A 19,750-nucleotide genomic window follows, 5' to 3' on the forward strand; every position below is an offset into this window, starting at 1 on the left:
GCAATTTCCCCGGAGCGTCACGCTTCGCACCGGTGATCCCCTGTGGGAGCGGGCTTGCTCGCGAAAGCGGTGTGTCAGGCAACATCAGTCTGGCTGACACACCGCTTTCGCGAGCAAGCCCGCTCCCACACTGGTTGTGCACTGGATGAAAAATCTCATGGTTACGTATCTCAATGTATACAGCCCCGCCCCGGACACACCCCGCACGCAAAACCCCGCCACAACGACACACCGCAGATACACCCCGTTGATGAAATACGCCGGTCGATTGGCCTGGCTGATCAAAGCGCTCAACTCACGGGGCATGCCCTTGCCCCGCCTCCCCGACCAGAAGGAGATCATCGTCCATGAACACCTCCATTTCCTCGGCCGTCAAAGGCCTGAACCTGAACCTCGACCGTGCCGGCGACTGGGTTGCGCCCCTGGCGCTGCGAGTGTTCCTTGCCTGGGAATTCTTCGAGTCGGGCCTGGAAAAATTCAACGGCCAGAACTGGTTCGCCGATATCCAGGAGCGCTTCCCGTTTCCGTTCGACCACCTTCCAGCGACGCTGAACTGGGAACTGTCGATGTGGGCCGAACTGATCTTCGCCATGACTTTGCTGGTGGGCCTTGGCACACGCTTCTCGGCGTTGAGCCTGATGGTGGTGACCCTCGTCGCCACCGCCGCCGTGCATTGGCCTGCCGACTGGCACACCCTGAGTGAACTTGCCCAAGGTTACGCCATCAGCAACAAGGGATACGGTAACTTCAAGCTGCCCTTGATCTACCTTGTGACCCTCACTCCGCTGTTGCTGTCCGGTGCCGGCAAGCTCAGCCTCGACGCACTGCTGGCGCGTTACTTCTGGCGTCGCTGAAAAAAGGGGACTTCACCGGGACACACAGATCACGAAATATCTGTAGGAGCTGCCGCAGGCTGCGATCTTTTGATCTTTCTTTTGCGATCTGGAGATTGCTGAAGATCAAGATCAAAAGATCGCAGCCTGCGGCAGCTCCTACAGGCATCGGTGTTCCCAGCAATTGCCTGAACAACCTACCCAATCACTTCTTCCATCCCGGTCTGCTCGACCAGCTGCGGATTCGCACTGCGTTCATGCACATGGGCGTGCGGTGTACGGTCAATCAGCAGGCTCAGCAGTTCCGGGCGACTGTAGTGGCCGCGGGAATCCATCATGCGTTTGCGCTTGTCGATCAGGCTCATGTCGAGGTCGGCGATCACCTCGCCCTCACCTTCCTGCAACGAACCCAGCACCGTGCCATCCGGGCTGATGATCGCGGTAAAGCAGCCGCCGGAGATCGGGCCGATGGTGCAGCCGGTATCCGCCATGATCTGCGCCTGTTGCTCGGGGTACAGCCACGCCGTGGAGTTGACCACGAAACACGCGGCCTCCAGGGCATGCTGGCGAATGCTGACTTCCATTTGCGAGGCGAACAACGGACCTGCAAACGACCCCGGGTACATCGCCGCATGGATCTGCTCGCCATCGGCCATCAAGGCATAACGGGCCAGCGGGTTGAAATGCTCCCAGCAGGCCAGTTGCCCGATTCGCCCTGCCGCGCTGTCGACGGCCCGCAGGCCGGAACCGTCGCCCATGCCCCAGATCATGCGTTCATGGTAGGTCGGGGAGATCTTGCGGCGACGCTGGATCAGCGAGCCGTCGGCATCGAACAGCAACTGCGTGTTGTATAGCGTGCCGCCATCACGCTCGTTGACGCCGATGGACACGACCATGCCGACTTGCCTGGCCGCAGCGCCGATGGCATCGGTGGCGGGCGAAGGCACGGTGACAGCCTGGTCCAGCAGCTTGAGGTGTTCGGCGGCCATTTCGAACGGCGACTGCACGAAGGAAAAGTACGGGTAGTACGGCACGACGGTTTCCGGGAACACGGCAAATTGCACGCCCTGTTCGCCGAGTTCGAGAATCTTCTGCACCACTTTGTCGACCGTGCCTTCACGGCTGTAAAGAACGGGACTGATTTGTACGGCGGCGGCTTTGACGAAGGTCATGGCGGTGATCTCACTGAGGGAAAAGTTTCAACGAGATCAATATTACAAACATCATATTAAGGCTTGAATGTCGTATACACCACTTTTCAGGACATCAACAAATCAACCCGACTGGCCCGCTTAATCACTTGCGGCGGCTGCCCGAAGGCACGAATAAAAGCGCGGCGCATCCGCTCCCGATCACCAAAACCGGTGTCCGTTGCCACCACATCGATGGAGTGCCGTCCGGTTTCCATCATCAACCGGGCCGACTCGACCCGCAGGCTTTCGATGGCCTTGGCCGGAGACTGGCCGGTTTCGGCATGAAACACCCGGCTGAATTGCCGGGGGCTGAGATTGGCCGCGCTGGCCAGCTCCTCGACCGACAGCGCGGACTTGAGATTCTGCCTGGCGTAGTTCAGCGCGGCCTGAATCCGATCGGTCTTGGGGGCCAGTTCCAGCATCACTGAAAACTGCGACTGGCCGCCGGAACGCCGGTGGTACACCACCAACTGCCGCGCCACCTTGCGTGCAAGGTCGGCGCCCAGGTCCTGCTCCACCAACGCCAACGCCAGGTCCACGCACGCGCTCATGCCCGCTGCCGTCCACAGATGACCATCATTGACGAAGATCCGGTCTTGCTCGACCTTCACGTTCGGGTACGCCTTGCGAAAGGCCGGCACATGCGCCCAGTGGGTGGTTGCCCGCCGACCATCAAGCAAACCCGCCTCCGCCAAGGCATTCGCCCCTGTGCAAATCGAGCCCAGGCGTCGGGTGCCGTGACTGGCGCGGCGCAAAAACGCCAGCATGCCCGCAGTGGTCGGGCGGATCAGGTTGTCGCCCAGGACCAGCAGCGTATCGAAGCCGCGCTGGTCGAACGCTTCGGTCTGCACGGCAAAACCGGCAGACGTTTGCACCAGGCCACCCGGCTCGGACAACAAGGTAATTCGGTAAAACGGCTCGTCACCAGCACTGTTGGCCAATTCGAAGGCGGCACACATGGCCAGCCCCAGAACCTGAAAACCGGGATAAACAATGAGTCCGATCTGGTGCATGGCGGTATGACCCTGAACGTGGCATGCCTGAAATTCAGGCCAGGATCTGCACTCTACCCCGAACAGCCCGCACCGGACATCATGATGGAGCGCCTCGCGCATTGGCTGCACGCTGGTTCGCAAGGGAGCATCCGGGACAGGAATAAAAAACGCAAAAAACCGGCGAATCGGCGAATAACAACCGTCGGTCGAGTGTTTTCTGATTGAGCAGGAAGAAAAAATGGCAGGGGCGGCTGGATTCGAACCAACGCATGGCAGGATCAAAACCTGCTGCCTTACCGCTTGGCGACGCCCCTGTATCTGTTGCGATGAGTGCCAGGCACTCGCTTTCTTGAGTGGCAACAAGCGCTGTTGCCTGCTTGCGTGACAGGCTCCCTGAGGGCCTGTGCAAGTGTGGGCGGCAATTTACCAACTTTTGCCTCGTATGGGAAGCCCCAATAAAACAATTTGTTTTTTAAAACAGATGCTTAGTGTTCAGCCAAGTCCCCGGGAAGTGCTCGGCGCACATTCGGCCCGATCACGTCTGCTACGCTTTTCCTTTAGGGGATGGAATCGGAAATCGTTTGCTCAACACCCCTCCTTTGCCATTTGAGGGCGCAAAATGTGAAAGGCAAACTGATGGGCACCTTTGCAACCATCCTGGTGGTCGGGGCCGCGATTTATGGACTGAACACCTGGGAACACATCGAGAGCCAGCGACAGGAAGCGGTCTGCAGGGCCGCCCGGGAGCATCTCAACAGCCTGGAAACCCAGGCGCGGGCCCTGGCCTCCGGGTTGACGGTCGAAGCCTATGCCGAGGCGGAAAAAGCCGAGGCTGGCCAGTTGGTCCTGGCACTTGATACGGCCAGGAACGAAGCAGAGGTCAATGCCGTCATCGACAAGCACGCCGCGGCCATCGAAGCACAGATAACGGCCGAAGACGCCGAGGTCCACTCCCGCAGCGATCAACCCTTCCTCGGCCAGGAACTCAAAAAGCAACGCATCCCCACCGACATCAAACAGGAATTCAAACGAGCTGAAAAAGCCGTCCTCGAGACCTGCGGGTAGCGTCGACTGCAGCTGCCGATTTGTCGCCAGCGTCTGGATTCCAGCAAGAACAGGCCATGCTCCCCGCTTAAAACAAAAAAACTACAAACGAGGACGCCCTTTCGCTGGATCTGGAGCAAATGGCGAGCGCGCCGTTGCGGCGCGCTCGCCGGTCACTCAGTGCGGTGCGCGCGGGATGGTCTTGAGCAGGTCTTCGGGGCTGATGTGACCGACCACGCTGCCCGGTTGCGGCAGATTGAGGATGTGGCCCTTCATCTTGCCGATGATGTGCATTTCGCATGGCTTGCAATCGAACTTCAGCGTCAGCACTTCATCGCCGTGAATCAGCTGCATCGGCGCGACCTTGGTGCGCACGCCGGTCACGCCCTTGGCCTGTTTCGGACACAGGTTGAAGGAGAAACGCAGGCAGTGCTTGGTGATCATCACCGGCACTTCGCCGGCTTCCTCGTGGGCCTCGTAGGCCGCGTCGATCAGCTTGACCCCATGGCGGTGATAGAAGTCGCGAGCCTTCTGGTTGTAGACGTTGGCCAGGAAGGTCAGGTGCGACTCCGGGTACACCGGCGGCGGCGTGGTTTCGGCTTTACGGCTGCCACGCGGGTGGGCGGCGACCCGCGCCTGGGTCAAGGCCTCGATCACTTCGCGGCGCAAGGCCTTGAGCTGCGAGTTCGGGATGAAGAACGCCTGCGGCGCATCCAGCTTGATGTCGATGGCGTGGTACTGGGTGGTACCCAGCTGGCCGAGCAGATCCTGCAATTGCTCCAGCGCCTGCTCCGGCTTGTTGGCCGCGCCGAACGGGCCGGCCAGCGTGACACTGGCGCTGATGCCTTCCTCGCTGGTCGCGGTCAGCTCCAGCTGTTCTTCACGCAAGCGAGCGACCCAGCTCAGGGCGATACGACGCTCGGCCGAGGTCCTTTGCAGCGCCTGTTGCCAGTTGTGATCGAGATTGCGATTCAGCGGATGGTTGGGGCGCAGCTTGTACATCCCCTCCGGCATCTCGTTGGGCTCGACGCGATAGCGATAACGCTTCTCGCCGTCCTCCTCGAATTCGCCCTTGGGTTCGGCGATGTTCGCGCGGAAACCCACCACCTCACGCTTGACCAGCACGTTGAGGCCGTCACCGTTGGACAGCGGCTCGTGCGTCACGACCTGCATGTCGCGCTTGGCGACCTTCTCGACCACACCCACCGGCAGACCGGTGAAGGTCGGCGAGTCAAAGGCGCCGATATCGATCTTGCGGTCAGTGACGAAGTAATCGGTGCTGCCACGGTGGAAGGTTTTTTCCGGGTCGGGCAGGAAGAAGTGCGCGGTGCGGCCACTGGAAGCGCGGGCCAGGTCCGGGCGGTCTTCGAGGACGTCGTCCAGACGCTGGCGGTAGTAGGCGGTGATGTTCTTCACATAGCCCATGTCCTTGTAGCGGCCCTCGATCTTGAACGAGCGCACGCCTGCCTCGACCAGCGCGCGGATGTTGGCGCTCTGGTTGTTGTCCTTCATCGACAGCAGGTGCTTTTCGTAAGCGATCACGCCACCCTTTTCGTCCTTGAGGGTGTACGGCAGGCGGCAAGCCTGGGAGCAGTCGCCGCGGTTGGCGCTGCGCCCGGTCTGCGCGTGGGAAATGTTGCACTGACCGGAAAACGCCACGCACAAGGCGCCATGGATAAAGAACTCGATGGCCGCGTCGGTTTCGTCGGCGATGGCGCGGATTTCCTTGAGGTTCAGCTCACGGGCCAGCACCAGTTGCGAGAAACCGGCCTGATCGAGGAACTTCGCCCGCTCCAGGGTGCGGATGTCCGTCTGGGTACTGGCGTGCAGTTCGATCGGCGGAATGTCCAGCTCCATCACACCCAGGTCCTGGACGATCAGCGCATCGACGCCGGCGTCGTACAACTGGTGGATCAGCTGGCGGGCCGGCTCCAGTTCGTTGTCGTGCAGGATCGTGTTGATGGTGGTGAAGATCCGCGCGTGATAACGACGGGCGAATTCCACCAGTTCGGCAATCTCGCTCACCTCGTTGCAGGCGTTGTGGCGGGCACCGAAGCTCGGGCCGCCGATGTACACGGCATCGGCACCATGCAGGATAGCCTCGCGGGCGATGGCAACATCGCGGGCAGGGCTGAGCAATTCCAGGTGATGTTTGGGCAAAGACATAGTTTTTTTAGTCAGGCTTGTCACGGTCGAGGCGTGCATTGTAGCGGCGAAACGCCTGACCGGCACCCGTATGCTGCCCGGTGGTGGCCTTGGGTAGATCTAACCTGCCTGAATCCATGTAGGAGCGAGCTTGCTCGCGATGGACGTTAACGATGACGCGGGCATTCTGAATGCACGCGTCGCCCTTGTGTTCATCGCGAGCAAGCTCGCTCCTACATTCGATCGGCGTTGACCAAAAATTTAGCCCCTGCCCAACATCCCCTGTGGGAGCGGGCTTGCTCGCGAAAGCGCTGGGTCAGTCAACACTCATGCAAGCTGACACTCCGTCTTCGCGAGCAAGCCCGCTCACAAAGGGTTTTGTGTGTGTGTGTTGCTGCAGTTAGGCCTTGGCCGCCATCGCGGTCACTTCCACGCGCATGCCTTCCACCGCCAGCGAGGCAACCCCGACAGCGGCGCGCACCGGCCACGGCTTGGCGAAGTAGCGCTTGTAGACCTCGTTGAACGCGGCGCGGTCGGCCATGTCGGTGAGGTAGATGGTCAGGTGCATCACGCGGTCCATGGAGCTGCCGGCACGCTCCAGCGCGACCTTCAGCGCTTGCAGGGTGCATTCGCTTTGCAGGGTGATGTCGCCCAGTTCCAGACTGCCGTCGGCACGGGTGGGGATCTGGGTGGAGACCAGCACACCGCCGAAACCGACGACGTCGGAGGAAATCGAATCGGCATCGAGGTCAGGCGTAAAGGTCAAGTCGTGGTTTGCCATTGGAATTTCTCTTGCTTGAAAGGGTAAGGCGAGCGCCTTTTGCGCCGCCAGTTTACAGGGCCATTTCCGGCGCGTCGCTAATGCGCACCGTTCGGCTGCGCATGAGCCGAGCCCTCGTCATTGCAAGGGCGAAAACTTCGCCAGCAGGTAGATCGTCGAGCACATGTCGCGCAGTTGCAGGCCGGAGTTTTCCGGCGGCCAGACGCCGTCGGTGGCGTAAACGCCGCGTACACCGGCGAATAGGTTCGGTGGTCCGCGCTTCAATGGCGTTGCTCCAGCCGTCGAGTGTCGGCTGCAACCCGCTGCTGACCAGGTCGTAGACGCGCAACTCACAGAACGGACCGTGCTGGCCGACACTCAAGGGCTCGATGAAGGGAAACAGCGCATTTCCCCCAGTGTTCCAGGTGATTTCTTTACGCCGTGCAGCGTTCGTTCATTCAACTCACAGGTGGATACGTGTCCCGTGAGCTCGCCCCACTATCGGCCCAGCCGATTCAAACCTGCGAATTATCGATTTGTGCAGCAGTCCGTGGACCGCGAGCATGGCGTCACTTCCAACAACAAAAACCAAGGACCCGCCATGACCGCCCGATTTCACAACCCAGTGGATACCCGTTTCGGCTGGGGCAGCCTGCAAGAGCTGGCCGCCATCACCGAACACCAGAACGTTGCCATCGTGACCTTTCCCGAAGCCCGTGGCCTGGGGCTGGTGGATCGCCTCCAGGCGCTGCTGGGTGAACGTCTGGTCTACGTGATCGAAGATGTCCAGCCCAACCCCGATGTCGCGCAACTGCGCGCGACCTATGAACGCTTCTGGCAGGAAGCCGGCGATTGCCATGCGGTGATTGCCGTCGGAGGCGGCAGTGCCATCGACACGGCTAAAGCGCTGATTGTCGGCACCGAGTCAGGCCGCTTCGATGAACTGCTGGCATTGCTGGCAAGCGGCAAACCCTTCGTTCCGGTACGCAGCAAACAGCTGATCGCAGCCCCGACCACGGCAGGCACCGGCAGTGAAGTCACGCCTTGGGCGACGATCTGGGACGCGGCCAACCACAAGAAGTATTCCCTGCACCTGGACTGTACCTGGCCAAAGGTCGCGATCATCGATCCGCAACTGATGCTCACGGTGCCGGCCAGCGTCACCGTCTCCACAGGCCTGGATGCCTTGTCCCACGCACTGGAGTCGATCTGGAACATCAACGCCAACCCGCTTTCCGACACTTTCGCCATCTCTGCCATCGAGGACATCCTCGAATGCCTGCCCTTGCTGCGGCGTGACCTGTCCAGCCAGGAACTGCGTTCACGGATGGCCCTCGCCGCACTCAAGGCGGGCATGGCGTTCTCCAACACCAAGACCGCGCTGGCCCACTCCATTTCCTATGAGATGACCCTGCACTACGGCTTGCCCCACGGCATCGCCTGCTCCTTCACCTTGCCTCTGGTGTTGGGCCTTGCCTGGGGCCACGACGCAACGCGTGACAAGACCCTGCAACGGGTTTTCGGACCAGACCTGGATAAAGCCCAGGCCTGTTTGCGCGCCTTCCTGCACAGCCTGGATGTGAAGACCGAATTCGCCGACTACGGCGTAACGGCCGAAGAGGCGCAAGTCATGATCGATTTCGCCCTGCAGGGCGCACGCGGCAAGAACTTCATCGGCTCACGAGCGGCCTAGGGCTCGACAGCCCCCAAGACACTACACTGCCAGCGGCGTAACGAGCCGCGACGATTTCCTGCCGCACCTGAAAAAGAGTGCACCCTGCGCCGCAACTCGCAGGGAACGAACAAGAATAAGGAAAAGATCATGAATCGTGCCCAAACCATGCCAGGTCTCGCCGTACACACTGCATCGTTTCGCGTCGCCCAGTGGCGCATGCTGCTGGCCGCCATGTTTTGCTATCTGTTTTTCTATACCGGGCGACAAACGTTCGGTTTCGCCATTCCCGGTATCCAGGCCGAGTTCGGCTTTACCAAAGAGCACCTTGGCTGGGTATCGGCCGTCATGCTCTGGGCCTACGCCATCGGCCAGGCCATCAACGGCAACCTCGCCGACAAGTTCGGTGGCCGACGCATCATGACCCTGGGCGCCGTGCTGTCCTGCGGCGCCAACTGGGTGACCAGTTTCGCCAGCAACTTTGCCGCGTTGATTTTGCCTTGGGGCATCAATGGCTACTTCCAGGCATTGGGCTGGGCGCCGGGCAGTCGGCTGATCTCCAACTGGTGGAGCGCGGGCGAACGCGGCAAGGTCTACGGCTTGTATGTGTTCGCGGCCGGTTGCGCTTCCGTTCTTTCCTACGTGACCTCGATCATCGTGCTGGAAGTGATGCATCTGGAATGGCGCTGGATCTTCCGCCTGCCCGTATTGCTCATGCTGGCGGGCGGCATCCTCTTCTACCTGGTGGCCCGCGAGCGTCCGCAAGACCTGGGGTTCGAACCGCTGGCCGACACGGGCGTGGCCAACGCCGAGGACAAGAACCATGAGGTGGCGCACGGTGAAACCGAAACATCGGCGCAACGCTACAAAGCGGTACTGAAGAACTTTCGCCTGATCATCGCCGCCTTGTCCCTGGGGTTCCAGAACGCTGCCCGCTACGGTTTGATCGTCTGGGTGCCGGTGCACTTTCTGGGCGCCAACTGGAAAAGCGGCGACAGCATGATCGATCCGAAATGGATCACCGTGGCCCTTCCGGTCGGCATGGCCATCGGCGCGCTGAGCAACGGCTGGATCTCGGACAAGCTGTTCGGCTCCAAACGTTACCTGGCGATCATGCTCTACATGTTCCTCGGTGCGGCCACCAGTTTGTGGATGTGGACCCTTGCCCCCCACAGCGCGACCGGCCTTGTGGCGTTGTTCCTCTGCGGTTTCTTCGTGTACGGCCCCGCTTCCAGCTTCTGGGCTCTGTGCCCGGACCTGGTGGGCGCCAAGCGCGCCGGCACGGCGACCGGCGTGATGAACTTCTCTTCCTATCTGTTCGCCGGCCTGGCGGAACCGCTGATCGGCAGTATGCTCGACAGTACCGGCAACACCTCGCTGATCTTCATCGTGGTCACCAGCGCCTGCCTGTGCAGTGCGATTGTCGCGTTGTTCATCAGGCGTTGATTGCCGGGCACGGCAGGTTGAATCGAAGGCGCGGCTTCTGAACAGGATCGTCTATGTACCAGTACCACAAGTGGCTACGTTCATTTCATGCAGTGGCCAAGACCGGCAGCTTCACCCTCGCCGCCGAGTACCTGAGCGTCGGCCAGCCCACGGTCAGTGAGCAGGTCAATGCCCTGGAGAAGAAGTTTTCCGTGGAGCTGTTCCATCGCCGCGGCCGCTTTATCGAAATGAGTGCCGCCGGGCACCAACTCTATGCGATCACCCAGGGCCTGTTCGGCCAGGAGGATGAAGCCGTGCAACTGCTGCAGAGTTTCAAGCAACGCAAGACCGGCATGCTGCGCCTGGGCGCGGTGTCCCCGCCCATTGCGATGAACCTGACCTACGAACTGATGCAGCGGCACCCGGACATCGAGCTGGAAACCTCGTTTTCTCCGGAAAAAGAGACCCTGGATCGCCTGTTCAACTTCGATATCGATGTGGCGATCCTGGCCCTGTCCGAATTCGACCAGCGTTTTGACACGCAGCTTTACCGGCGCTACCCGATCATTGCGGTGGTGCGCGAGGACCATCCCTGGGCCCGGCAGAAAGAAGTACAGGTCGAGCAGATCAGCGAAGAGAAATGGGTGCTGCGGGAAAAAAGCTCCCGCACTCGCCAATTGGTAGAGGAAAGCTGCAAGCGCCTGGGCGTCGCCCTCAATTGCGTCATGCAGTTGAACAGCCGCGAGGCCATCGTCCATGCCATCGCCAAGGGCATCGGTATCGGTTTCGTCTCGGCCGTCGAGTACACCGAAACGCCCGGCACCAAACCGATCACCTTCGTCAATCACCCGTTTTCCATCGACTACCACCTGTGCTGCCTGGGCATTCGCCGAAACCGGCCGATGATCGCGGAGCTGTTCGACTCGAGCCCAACGCCGGCCACCTGATTTCGTCTCACCCTTGAGCAATCCACAGGCCTACTTCCTGGCGACAGGAGGGACGGCCTGCCCACAACAAAAAATGGAGAAATACCATGAACTACCAACAACCGACCCAACTGCAAGCCGTGGTCCTGGACTGGGCCGGCACCGTTGTCGATTTCGGCTCCTTCGCCCCCACGCAGATTTTCGTCGAGGCCTTTGCCGAGTTCGGCGTCGCCGTTTCTCTGGAAGAAGCCCGGGGCCCGATGGGCATGGGCAAGTGGGATCACATCCGCACCCTGTGCAATCAGCCGCAGATCGCCGAGCGCTACCGTGCCGTGTTTGGCCGCCTGCCGACCGATGACGATGTCACCGCACTGTACGAACGCTTCATGCCGCTGCAGATCGAGAAAATCGCCCTGCACTCGGCCCTGATACCCGGCGCGCTGAACACCATCGATGCCCTGCGCGACAAGGGCCTGAAAATCGGTTCGTGCTCCGGTTACCCGGCCGTGGTCATGGAAAAGTTGGTCGAACTGGCGCGGCACAATGGCTACGTGGCGGACCATGTGGTGGCCACCGATGAGGTGCCGAACGGCCGCCCCTATCCGGCCCAGGCCCTGGCCAACGTGATTGCCCTGGGGATCAGCGACGTCGCCGCCTGCGTCAAGGTCGACGACACCTGGCCCGGCATTCTCGAAGGCCGTGCCGCCGGGATGTGGACGGTCGCGCTGACCTGTTCCGGCAATGCCCTGGGCTTGACCTACGAGCAATACAAAGCCCTGCCTTCCGACAGGCTGGACAGTGAGCGGGCCCGTATCGTCAAGATGTTCGATGGCTCCCGCCCGCACTACCTGATCGACACCATCGTCGATCTGCCGGCGGTCATCGAAGACATCAATGCCCGACTGGCCCGGGGTGAAACACCGCAAGTATCCTGAACGGATTCAGGCGTCAAGCGGCCGTCCCACGGGCGGCCGCCTCACTTGAAAAAATCACTCGGCGTCTTTCCGAACTGCTTCTTGAACATGGTCGTAAACGCACTCGGGCTGTCGTACCCCAACTCCCCGGCGATGTCGATGATCTTCTCCCCGACGGCGATGCGTTCCAGCGCCAGCAGCAGTCGCGCTTGCTGGCGCCATTGGCCGAAGGTCATGCCGGTTTCCTTGCGAAAGCGGCGCTGGATGGTTTTGGCGTCGAGGCTCAACCGCGCGCTCCAGTCCGACAAGGTCGAGCCATCGCCCGGGTCCTGCTGCAACGCGCTACAGATCTGGCTGATCCGTTGATCGCTGGGCTGCGGCAGGTTCAATGGCAAGGTCGGCAGTATCGTCAGTTCATCCAGGATCAGCCGCAGCACCCGGGCTTCCCGCGAGTCCGGGTCGCCATTGAAATCGAAATCCACCGAGACCTTGATCAGCTCACTGAGCAATGCGGACACACTCACCGCGCGGGTTTCACCGGGCAGGTCCGGGCTCGCGCCGGGGTGCACAAACACGCTGCGCATCTTGATCGGCCCGACACAGCGAATCCAGTGCACTACCCCACTCGGCATCCAGATGCCACGGCTCGGCGGCACCGTCCATTGGCTGGTGGCGGCGTGCACCACCATCACGCCTTCGATGGCATAGATCAGTTGATGCTTTTCATGGGAATGCGGCGCGATAAACCAGTTTTCCGGGTAGTCGGTCGCACTGCTGCGAACGCTCCAGCCGCCCTGGTCGATCTCCGCAAGAAATGTCTGTAATGGCTTGATCATGACGCCCTTTTTGCGATGGTCCGCGCCCGAGTTGCGCGAGACGGGCGACTTTGTGGGCCATAGGATAACGCCGAACCCTGAAATTGGCTGCGCCTTGCGTTCGCGGCTCGCGTTTTTTTATCCGGAAACCTGCCTATGTCGACCACCACCCTCAGCTCGCCCTCACCCACCGTCTCGGTCGCCAGCCAGGCCAGCCCCCTGGTCATGCGCGTCATCGGCGCCTGTGCGTTGGCGCACCTGATCAACGACCTGATCCAGGCCGTGCTGCCGTCGATCTACCCGATGCTCAAGGCCACTTATGGCCTGAGCTTCACCCAGGTCGGTCTGATCACCCTGACCTTCCAGCTCACTGCCTCATTGCTACAGCCCTGGATCGGCTTCTACACCGACCGTCATCCCAAACCATGGCTGCTGCCGGCCGGCATGGTCTGCACCCTGATCGGTATCCTGATGCTGTCGATGGTCGGCAGTTTCCCGGCGATTCTCGTGGCATCGGCGCTGGTGGGGGTTGGCTCGTCGACCTTTCACCCGGAGACCTCGCGGGTGGCGCGCCTGGCGTCGGGCGGGCGCTACGGCCTGGCACAGTCGACCTTTCAGGTCGGTGGCAACGCCGGCAGCGCTTTCGGCCCCTTGCTGGCCGCCGCGATCATCATTCCCTATGGCCAGGGCAACGTCGCCTGGTTCGGCCTGTTCGCGGTGTTCGCCATCCTCGTGCAATACGGCCTGAGCCGCTGGTATCGCAATCACCTGAACCTGTTCAAGCTCAAGCAAGGCAGCAAGGCCACCCACGGCCTGTCGAAACGGCGGGTGACCTTCGCTCTGATCGTGTTGGCGCTGTTGGTGTTTTCCAAATACTTCTACATGGCCAGCTTCACCAGTTACTTCACCTTCTACCTGATCGAGAAATTCGACCTGTCGGTAGCCAATTCGCAGCTGTACCTGTTCCTGTTCCTCGGTGCCGTCGCGGCGGGTACGTTCTTTGGCGGCCCGATCGGCGACCGGATCGGCCGCAAGCGGGTGATCTGGTTCTCGATCCTCGGCGCAGCGCCGTTCACCCTCGTCCTGCCCTACGTCGACCTGTTCTGGACGGGCGTGCTGAGCATGATCATCGGTTTCATCCTCGCCTCGGCATTCTCGGCCATCGTGGTCTTCGCCCAGGAACTGGTGCCCGGCAACGTCGGCATGATCGCCGGGGTGTTCTTCGGCCTGATGTTCGGATTCGGCGGGATCGGTGCTGCGCTGCTGGGGCACCTGGCCGATATCCATGGCATCGAGTACGTGTACACGCTGTGTTCGTTCCTGCCGCTGCTGGGGATTCTGACGATCCTGTTGCCGTCTACTGGGCAGCGCCCGTCGGTGTCTGGGCGCTGATGGCGGTTGCGGCAATGAAAGGCGCCTGAATCTGGTCAGGCAAACCTGACCAGATTGAGTGCCGGCAAAGGTCCGCCAGGAAACTGCACCAGCCGGGCGCCGACGTCGAGCACGCCCAAGTCGATGCCGAAGAAACCCAGGCGGTTGATCAAGCCACCGACCGTCTCCCTGGCTTGCGGGTCATCGCCGGAGAAAAACAGCACGCGGCGCCCGCCTTCCCTCCCCGGGTCGGCGCAAATCAGTTGCGGTTGCAGGTGATTGAATGCCTTGACCACCCGGGCACCGGGTACCAGCTCGGAGAACACCGCGCTGGATGTCCGGCCCTGCAAGTCGACGCCCTTGAACAGCGGTGCCTCGATCGGGTTGTTGGCATCGATCACAATCCGTCCGGCGAAGTCCGGCAGCCCTGCCAGTGCTGCCGGCAACTTCGACCAGTTCACCGCGACCAGCACGATCGGCTGTGCGGCGGCCTCCTCCCGGGTGCCGGCCTTGACCAGCGGCCCCAGTTCCCTGACCCGCTCAACCAGCGACGCCGGGCCACGGCTGTTGGAAAGGATGACGCTGATCCCCTTGCTTGCCGCTGCCCGGGCAAAAGCACTGCCTATAGCCCCCGCGCCGATCACACCGATAGTGGTCATGGTGAAAACTCCTCGTTCAATGAAAGAAATGGATCAAGCCGTGAAACCGCCGTCCGCGACGATGTCAGCGCCGGTGATAAAGGCCGCTTGGGGGCCGGCGAGGAAGGCCACGAGGCTGGCAATTTCGTGGGGCTGGCCGTAGCGGCCAACAGCGATGCCGGGCTTGACGAAATCGCTGACCGCGCCGCCATCCGGGTTCATGTCGGTATCGGTCGGGCCCGGATGCACGGTGTTGACCGTGATGCCTTTTGGTCCCAGGTCACGCACCAGGCTGCGGTTGAAACCGGTGATCGCGCCTTTGGTCAGGGTGTACAGAGAGGCAGTGGGGAATGCGGCATAACGGGTCATCGACGAACCAATATGGATGACGCGGCCGCCGTCCTTCATCTGGCGCACGGCTTCCTGGGTGGCCACGAACACGCCGGTGACGTTGACCGCGATCATGCGCTGGTAGGTTTCGAACTCGATGTCTTCGATCGGGCCGCCGAGGGCCAGGCCGGCATTGTTGACCAGAATGTCGATACGCCCAAAGGTGTCGACGGTTTGCGCAACCGCCGCACGCATCGCTTGCGGTTCACCGGCATCCGCCGCAATCGCAATGGCGCGGCCGCCTTCGCTGGCAATGGCCTGCACCACTTCCCGGGCTTTGTCCGGCGAGGCGCTGTAGGTCAGTGCCACCTGCGCACCGTCGGCGGCCAGGCGCCTGGCAATGGCCGCGCCGATCGAACGCGAGCCGCCGGTAACCAGGGCAACTTTTCCTGCAAGCGGGAGGGTTTGGGTCGTCATGATGGATTCACTCTCGGGTTAAGGTGAAATCATCATGGCCGCGCCAATACTTAATGATTAGAGTGCAATGACTTAAATCACTTTCAAGCATTCGTATCAGGTGAGCGATGGAAACCCTGGCCAATCTGGAGTCTTTTGTCCGTAGCGCGCAGACCGGTAGCTTTTCGGCCGCGGCCCGTCATCTCGCCCTGACGCCCGCCGCTGTCAGCCGCAATGTGGCGATGCTTGAACGCAACCTTGGCGTCCGCTTGTTCCATCGCTCGACCCGCAAGCTGACATTGACCGAAGCCGGCGAGCATTTCCTGGCGTCCATCGGCGGCAACCTCGACGCCTTGCAACACGCGATCAGTTCAGTGGCGACCGATCAGGGCGAACCTTGCGGGCAACTGAAGGTGAGCATGGCGCCAACCTTTGGCATCAGCCACGTGCTGCCCCTGCTGCCGGCGTTTCTGGCCCGTTATCCGTTGATTCGCCCGGAATGGCATTTCGAGAACCGCCAGGTAGACCTGATCGCCGATGGTTATGACGTGGCCATCGGCGCTGGCTTTGAGCTGGCCCAAGGCGTCATTTCACGACCGTTGGCCCCTGCTCATGTCATCGCTGTCGCTTCACCGGATTACCTGCGGGGCCGTCCTGTCCCCGCGACCCCGGACGCACTCGAAGACCTTGAAGGCATCTTGATGCGATCCCCCCAGACCGGTCGGGTACGGTACTGGAACATGCGCAACAAGGCCGGCGTGGAAGTGCCCGCGCAAGTCAGGGAAAGCATCATCGTCAACGATCCCGTTGCCGTGCGCGAGGCGGTATTGCTGGGGCTTGGCGTAGGGTTTCTCGCCGTGGCGGATGTGCAAGGCTGGATCGAACGCGGCGATCTGCTGCGCCTGGTGCCGGACTGGTACGCCGATGCCGGCACCATTTCCATGTACTTCGCCACACGCGCCCTCATGCCGACCAGGACCCGGGCGTTCATCGACTTCGTCAGCGAGGCATTTGAACAGCGACAACTGGCGCGCAGGTTTTCCGGGAGCGAGGGTTGAGCTCAGGGAAAGCCACCTGTGCTCCTGATCATTTCTGCTACCAGCCCTGTAGCACTCGGTAACACCCGGCCCCAATGCGGTGCGTCTTTTAAACGCCTTGCCGTGCGCCACCCCGCTCCACACGGGGCCACCCGCCATGGCGTACTTTGTGCATCCAAAGGCCATCCTCCTCTGCCTGTAGTCGCCATGCGCCCCAAGGAACTGAAACTCTGGACCACCGGAGTCGCCCACCTGCTCGACCTGCCTGCCGGGCATGCGCGGCTGTCGGGGTTAAGCCACTGGCTTCGACAAATCTGCCCGGTCGATCATTTCGTGTTGTTTGTCTACGAAGGCAATCACCGGCCACTGGCGTTGTTCGATACGTTCTCAGCAGACAAGCGCGCAGTGTATGTCGACGACTACCAGTGCGGGCCTTACCTGCTCGATCCGTTCTACCTGGCTTGTACACGCGGGCAGGCGCCGGGGCTGTGGCGTCTGCGCCAGTTCGCCCCCGACCATTTCTACCTTGGCGAATACTTCCTGACCTATTACCAGCAAACAGGGCTGGCCGAGGAAGTGGCGTTTTTCGTCGACCTCGGCAACGGCGCCATGGCGGTGTTGTCGCTGATGCGTTCCAGTGCCAGTTGCGCCTTCAGCCGGGACGAAATGCAGCTCGTCGAATGCGCGCAAGCGGTGGTCGAGCAAGTCATCAATGAAGCCTGGCGCATGCGCCAGGCCCAGCAACCGCGACCGGCGCAGGACCTGGACTTCAAGATCCGCGAAGCCTTCGACCACTTCGGCGCGCACATCCTCACCGGGCGCGAGCAGGAGATTGTCCAGCTGTTGCTGCGCGGCCACTCCAGTGCTTCGGTGGCTGAGCAACTGAACATCAGTCCCGGCACGGTGAAAATTCACCGCAAGAACATCTACGCCAAGCTGGGCATTGGCAGCCAGTCGGAGTTACTGGGGTTGTTCATTCGGGAGCTGACGGAGGATCCCGGCCTCAGGCTGCAAGCCTGATACCTGTCAGCTAGCACAACACCCTGTGGGAGCGGGCTTGCTCGCGAAAGCGGTGTGTCAGGCAACTGATATGGCAACTGGAATATCGCTTTCGCGAGCAAGCCCGCTCCCACAGGTCTTTGTGTTGCCTGGATAGGTGTGGTTATTCAGGCGGATCGAGTTGATCCAGTGCCCGGTTCACCGCCAACTCCCCCAACATGATCACCTGCGCAATACCCAACAATGCATTGCGGCTCGGCCCTTCCAGATGATCCACCAGATCGTTGGCCATGACATTGGCCGACGCCAGCGACTCGCAGGCGTGCACCAGCAAGGTTTCGGTATTGAGTTCGGGATTGACGATGAACATGGTGCTGGGCTTGCGCGGCGTCGCCATGATCTGGGGGCCGGGGTTGAGGTCGTAATCGAGGCTTTCGCACGGAGATGCCGGATCAGTGTCAGGCGGGTTGGGTGTGACCTTGAACATAGTGAAACTCCTCGCATTGTAAAAAGGAGCCATCACTCTCACGCTACCAAACGTAGGGTGGTGGCCATACGCAGGTTGGTAGACCGGGATGCAAGGAGACCGGCGCGCCCGAAGGCGCCCTGTGCATGGCCACCATAAAGCAGAGTAGAAAAACGCTGCAGATGATGACGCTTTGCACCTCACATAGCCGGGCTACCAAACCCGATCACTGTTGTTATCCAGCGACCGGCAAACGATAAAACCCAGGCCCAAGGCGCACAAGCCGGCGGATTCTGGCGTACCTGTAGGCATCGACGCAAGGTGGTGTAGCCTTCGCGAAGTAACCCCGGATGTCTTTAAACACGCATCTGCATTTTGTGTAGGAGCGAGCTTGCTCGCGATGGTCGTTAACGAATACGCGGGATGACTGGCTGAACGCAGCGCTCTTGAGTCCATCGCGAGCGAGCTCGCTCCTACAACAATCTGCTTCTATCCCCGTAGGGATATATACACCGCAAAACCCCCATTGTTAGTTTGGCCCCCGACGCACTGATTCATCACTGCAAGGGAGCCCGCCTCGTGAACAACACCCCGCCAAGCGATATCGAATTCTGCAATGTGGTCAAACGCTATGGCGAGGTGCAGGCCGTCAGCGGTCTGGATTTCGCGGTGCGGCGTGGCTCGTTTCATTCCTTTCTCGGCGGCTCGGGCTGTGGCAAGACCACTACCCTGCGCATGATCGCCGGTTTCGAACAGCCCACCAGCGGCGAGGTTCGCCTGGCCGGCAAGAGCGTGGCCGGTGTGCCGGCGTTCGAGCGGCCGGTGAACATGGTGTTCCAGCATTACGCGCTGTTCCCGCACCTGACCGTGGCGCAGAACATTGCCTACGGCCTGCGCTATCGCACACCGCGCCCGGACAAGAAACAGCAACTGCGCATGGCCGATGAAGCGCTGGAAATGGTGCGCCTGAGCGGCTTTGGCCAGCGCAAGCCGAGCGAGCTTTCCGGTGGCCAGCAACAGCGTGTTGCCCTCGCCCGCGCGCTGGTCAACAAGCCGACGGTGTTGCTGCTCGACGAGCCGCTGGCCGCGCTGGACCGCAAGCTGCGCAAGGAGATGCAATCGGAGTTGCTGCGTTTGCAGCGCGAGGTCGGCATCACCTTCGTGCTGGTCACCCACGACCAGGAAGAAGCCCTGTCGATGAGCGACAGCATCAGCGTGATGCACAACGGTTCGATCATCCAGACCGCCACCCCGGAGCAACTCTACGAGGCTCCGGCCAGCCGCTACGTCGCCGACTTTATCGGCGAGTCCAACCTGTTCGACGGCACCGTGCGCCAGCTCAACGGCAATTCGGTGGTGCTGCGTACCGAGCAGGGTCTGGAACTGACCAGCCCGCTGACGCCTACCGGCAAAGCCCTGAGCGCCAACACAGCCGGCTGCATCGCGGTGCGCCCGGAGCTGATCAGCATCGCCGACACCAATACCGAGATGAGCCGCGAAGTGAAGCTGCCGGGCTGCGTCGAAGACCGGATCTACCTGGGAAACTCCACCGAATACCGCGTACGCACCCAGGCCTTCGGCGTGGTTTGCGTGCGGGTGCCGCGCCAGCAGGATCACGGCGCCAATGCCTTCGAACACGGCGCAGCGGTTCGCGTCGGCTGGGATCACGCCAATGGGTTGGCCATGGCGTTGTAAATCATCGATTCGTTTCATCAACCGGATGTGGAGCGT

18 protein-coding genes, 1 tRNA gene and 1 pseudogene are annotated in these 19,750 nt (G+C 61.3%); 10 read left to right on the forward strand and 10 right to left on the reverse strand.

The window, feature by feature from the left end:
- The first annotated feature begins 347 nt into the window (after positions 1-347).
- A complete protein-coding gene (locus tag KSS91_RS16700; RefSeq protein ID WP_217835453.1) occupies positions 348-854 on the forward strand; it encodes an HvfX family Cu-binding RiPP maturation protein in 507 nt (168 codons plus the stop codon).
- Between the two features lie 176 nt (positions 855-1,030).
- Here KSS91_RS16700 and KSS91_RS16705 read toward each other — a convergent pair whose 3' ends face one another.
- The 3 genes from KSS91_RS16705 to KSS91_RS16715 all read right to left on the reverse strand — a co-directional run bounded on the left by KSS91_RS16705 (position 1,031) and on the right by KSS91_RS16715 (position 3,335).
- Positions 1,031-2,005, reverse strand: a complete 975-nt coding sequence (locus tag KSS91_RS16705) for a nitrilase-related carbon-nitrogen hydrolase (RefSeq protein WP_217835454.1) — start codon at positions 2,003-2,005, stop codon at positions 1,031-1,033.
- Positions 2,006-2,091: 86 nt separating this feature from the next.
- Positions 2,092-3,039 carry a GlxA family transcriptional regulator gene (locus tag KSS91_RS16710; RefSeq protein ID WP_217835455.1) on the reverse strand — a complete coding sequence of 316 codons (948 nt, stop codon included), beginning with the start codon at positions 3,037-3,039 and terminating at the stop codon, positions 2,092-2,094.
- Positions 3,040-3,260: 221 nt separating this feature from the next.
- Positions 3,261-3,335, reverse strand: a tRNA-Gln gene (locus KSS91_RS16715).
- A 322-nt stretch (positions 3,336-3,657) separates the two neighbouring features.
- Here KSS91_RS16715 and KSS91_RS16720 point away from each other — a divergent pair.
- On the forward strand, positions 3,658-4,086 hold the full coding sequence (locus KSS91_RS16720) for a hypothetical protein (protein ID WP_015095502.1): 429 nt from the start codon (positions 3,658-3,660) through the stop codon (positions 4,084-4,086).
- A 156-nt stretch (positions 4,087-4,242) separates the two neighbouring features.
- On the opposite strand, the gene KSS91_RS16725 is transcribed toward KSS91_RS16720, so the two are convergent.
- From KSS91_RS16725 to KSS91_RS16735, 3 genes and pseudogenes are all read right to left on the reverse strand, one after another.
- Positions 4,243-6,231, reverse strand: coding sequence for a peptidase U32 family protein (locus KSS91_RS16725; protein ID WP_102702707.1), 1,989 nt, complete (start codon positions 6,229-6,231; stop codon positions 4,243-4,245).
- 379 nt (positions 6,232-6,610) lie between these two features.
- Positions 6,611-6,991, reverse strand: a complete 381-nt coding sequence (locus tag KSS91_RS16730; protein ID WP_007980523.1) for a RidA family protein — start codon at positions 6,989-6,991, stop codon at positions 6,611-6,613.
- A 117-nt stretch (positions 6,992-7,108) separates the two neighbouring features.
- Positions 7,109-7,373 (reverse strand): annotated as a pseudogene (locus tag KSS91_RS16735) (NIPSNAP family protein); the annotation flags it as partial.
- Between the two features lie 198 nt (positions 7,374-7,571).
- On the opposite strand from KSS91_RS16735, the gene psrA reads away from it, so the two are divergent.
- The 4 genes from psrA (at position 7,572) to phnX (ending at position 11,928) form a co-directional block, all read left to right on the forward strand.
- Positions 7,572-8,663 (forward strand): iron-containing alcohol dehydrogenase PsrA, encoded by a 1,092-nt coding sequence (gene psrA, locus KSS91_RS16740; protein WP_217835456.1) that lies wholly within the window; start codon positions 7,572-7,574, stop codon positions 8,661-8,663.
- Between the two features lie 129 nt (positions 8,664-8,792).
- A complete protein-coding gene (locus tag KSS91_RS16745) occupies positions 8,793-10,088 on the forward strand; it encodes an MFS transporter (protein WP_217835457.1) in 1,296 nt (431 codons plus the stop codon).
- A gap of 53 nt (positions 10,089-10,141) precedes the next feature.
- On the forward strand, positions 10,142-11,014 hold the full coding sequence (locus KSS91_RS16750) for a LysR substrate-binding domain-containing protein (RefSeq protein ID WP_217835458.1): 873 nt from the start codon (positions 10,142-10,144) through the stop codon (positions 11,012-11,014).
- 86 nt (positions 11,015-11,100) lie between these two features.
- Positions 11,101-11,928 carry a phosphonoacetaldehyde hydrolase gene (gene phnX / locus KSS91_RS16755; protein ID WP_217835459.1) on the forward strand — a complete coding sequence of 276 codons (828 nt, stop codon included), beginning with the start codon at positions 11,101-11,103 and terminating at the stop codon, positions 11,926-11,928.
- 41 nt (positions 11,929-11,969) lie between these two features.
- Here the strand turns inward: phnX and KSS91_RS16760 are convergent, their stop codons facing one another.
- Positions 11,970-12,743 (reverse strand): AraC family transcriptional regulator, encoded by a 774-nt coding sequence (locus tag KSS91_RS16760; protein ID WP_217835460.1) that lies wholly within the window; start codon positions 12,741-12,743, stop codon positions 11,970-11,972.
- A gap of 135 nt (positions 12,744-12,878) precedes the next feature.
- Here KSS91_RS16760 and KSS91_RS16765 point away from each other — a divergent pair, with 135 nt between their 5' ends.
- Positions 12,879-14,114, forward strand: coding sequence for an MFS transporter (locus KSS91_RS16765; RefSeq protein ID WP_217835461.1), 1,236 nt, complete (start codon positions 12,879-12,881; stop codon positions 14,112-14,114).
- A 35-nt stretch (positions 14,115-14,149) separates the two neighbouring features.
- Here KSS91_RS16765 and KSS91_RS16770 read toward each other — a convergent pair whose 3' ends face one another.
- Both KSS91_RS16770 and KSS91_RS16775 read right to left on the reverse strand, forming a co-directional pair.
- On the reverse strand, positions 14,150-14,752 hold the full coding sequence (locus KSS91_RS16770) for an NADPH-dependent F420 reductase (RefSeq protein WP_217835462.1): 603 nt from the start codon (positions 14,750-14,752) through the stop codon (positions 14,150-14,152).
- Positions 14,753-14,785: 33 nt separating this feature from the next.
- The gene (locus tag KSS91_RS16775; RefSeq protein ID WP_015095512.1) at positions 14,786-15,538 is read right to left on the reverse strand and encodes a 3-oxoacyl-ACP reductase family protein; all 753 of its coding nucleotides are present in this window, start codon (positions 15,536-15,538) and stop codon (positions 14,786-14,788) included.
- Between the two features lie 107 nt (positions 15,539-15,645).
- Between KSS91_RS16775 and KSS91_RS16780 the strand changes: the two genes are divergently transcribed.
- Together KSS91_RS16780 and KSS91_RS16785 are read left to right on the forward strand one after the other, a co-directional pair.
- Entirely contained in the window at positions 15,646-16,575 is a 930-nt protein-coding gene (locus KSS91_RS16780; RefSeq protein WP_217835463.1) for a LysR family transcriptional regulator, read from the forward strand.
- 186 nt (positions 16,576-16,761) lie between these two features.
- Complete coding sequence (locus KSS91_RS16785) at positions 16,762-17,574, forward strand: response regulator transcription factor (protein WP_015095514.1); 813 nt, start codon at positions 16,762-16,764, stop codon at positions 17,572-17,574.
- A 142-nt stretch (positions 17,575-17,716) separates the two neighbouring features.
- Here KSS91_RS16785 and KSS91_RS16790 read toward each other — a convergent pair whose 3' ends face one another.
- Positions 17,717-18,040, reverse strand: a complete 324-nt coding sequence (locus tag KSS91_RS16790; protein WP_217835464.1) for a DUF6124 family protein — start codon at positions 18,038-18,040, stop codon at positions 17,717-17,719.
- 558 nt (positions 18,041-18,598) lie between these two features.
- Between KSS91_RS16790 and KSS91_RS16795 the strand changes: the two genes are divergently transcribed.
- Entirely contained in the window at positions 18,599-19,714 is a 1,116-nt protein-coding gene (locus KSS91_RS16795) for an ABC transporter ATP-binding protein (protein WP_217835465.1), read from the forward strand.
- Positions 19,715-19,750: the final 36 nt, after the last annotated feature.

The sequence above is a fragment of the Pseudomonas azerbaijanorientalis genome, from assembly GCF_019139795.1.
Taxonomy (GTDB): Bacteria; Pseudomonadota; Gammaproteobacteria; order Pseudomonadales; family Pseudomonadaceae; genus Aquipseudomonas; species Aquipseudomonas laurylsulfatiphila.

Coding starts and splice junctions, on each gene's coding strand:
- phnX (WP_217835459.1), top strand. CDS start 11,101: ATGAACTACCAACAACCGACCCAACTGCAAGCCGTGGTCCTGGACTGG.
- KSS91_RS16720 (WP_015095502.1), top strand. CDS start 3,658: ATGGGCACCTTTGCAACCATCCTGGTGGTCGGGGCCGCGATTTATGGA.
- KSS91_RS16730 (WP_007980523.1), bottom strand. CDS start 6,991: ATGGCAAACCACGACTTGACCTTTACGCCTGACCTCGATGCCGATTCG.
- KSS91_RS16700 (WP_217835453.1), top strand. CDS start 348: ATGAACACCTCCATTTCCTCGGCCGTCAAAGGCCTGAACCTGAACCTC.
- KSS91_RS16785 (WP_015095514.1), top strand. CDS start 16,762: ATGCGCCCCAAGGAACTGAAACTCTGGACCACCGGAGTCGCCCACCTG.
- KSS91_RS16770 (WP_217835462.1), bottom strand. CDS start 14,752: ATGACCACTATCGGTGTGATCGGCGCGGGGGCTATAGGCAGTGCTTTT.
- KSS91_RS16765 (WP_217835461.1), top strand. CDS start 12,879: ATGTCGACCACCACCCTCAGCTCGCCCTCACCCACCGTCTCGGTCGCC.
- KSS91_RS16780 (WP_217835463.1), top strand. CDS start 15,646: ATGGAAACCCTGGCCAATCTGGAGTCTTTTGTCCGTAGCGCGCAGACC.
- KSS91_RS16725 (WP_102702707.1), bottom strand. CDS start 6,231: ATGTCTTTGCCCAAACATCACCTGGAATTGCTCAGCCCTGCCCGCGAT.
- KSS91_RS16760 (WP_217835460.1), bottom strand. CDS start 12,743: ATGATCAAGCCATTACAGACATTTCTTGCGGAGATCGACCAGGGCGGC.
- KSS91_RS16775 (WP_015095512.1), bottom strand. CDS start 15,538: ATGACGACCCAAACCCTCCCGCTTGCAGGAAAAGTTGCCCTGGTTACC.
- KSS91_RS16710 (WP_217835455.1), bottom strand. CDS start 3,039: ATGCACCAGATCGGACTCATTGTTTATCCCGGTTTTCAGGTTCTGGGG.
- psrA (WP_217835456.1), top strand. CDS start 7,572: ATGACCGCCCGATTTCACAACCCAGTGGATACCCGTTTCGGCTGGGGC.
- KSS91_RS16790 (WP_217835464.1), bottom strand. CDS start 18,040: ATGTTCAAGGTCACACCCAACCCGCCTGACACTGATCCGGCATCTCCG.
- KSS91_RS16705 (WP_217835454.1), bottom strand. CDS start 2,005: ATGACCTTCGTCAAAGCCGCCGCCGTACAAATCAGTCCCGTTCTTTAC.
- KSS91_RS16745 (WP_217835457.1), top strand. CDS start 8,793: ATGAATCGTGCCCAAACCATGCCAGGTCTCGCCGTACACACTGCATCG.
- KSS91_RS16750 (WP_217835458.1), top strand. CDS start 10,142: ATGTACCAGTACCACAAGTGGCTACGTTCATTTCATGCAGTGGCCAAG.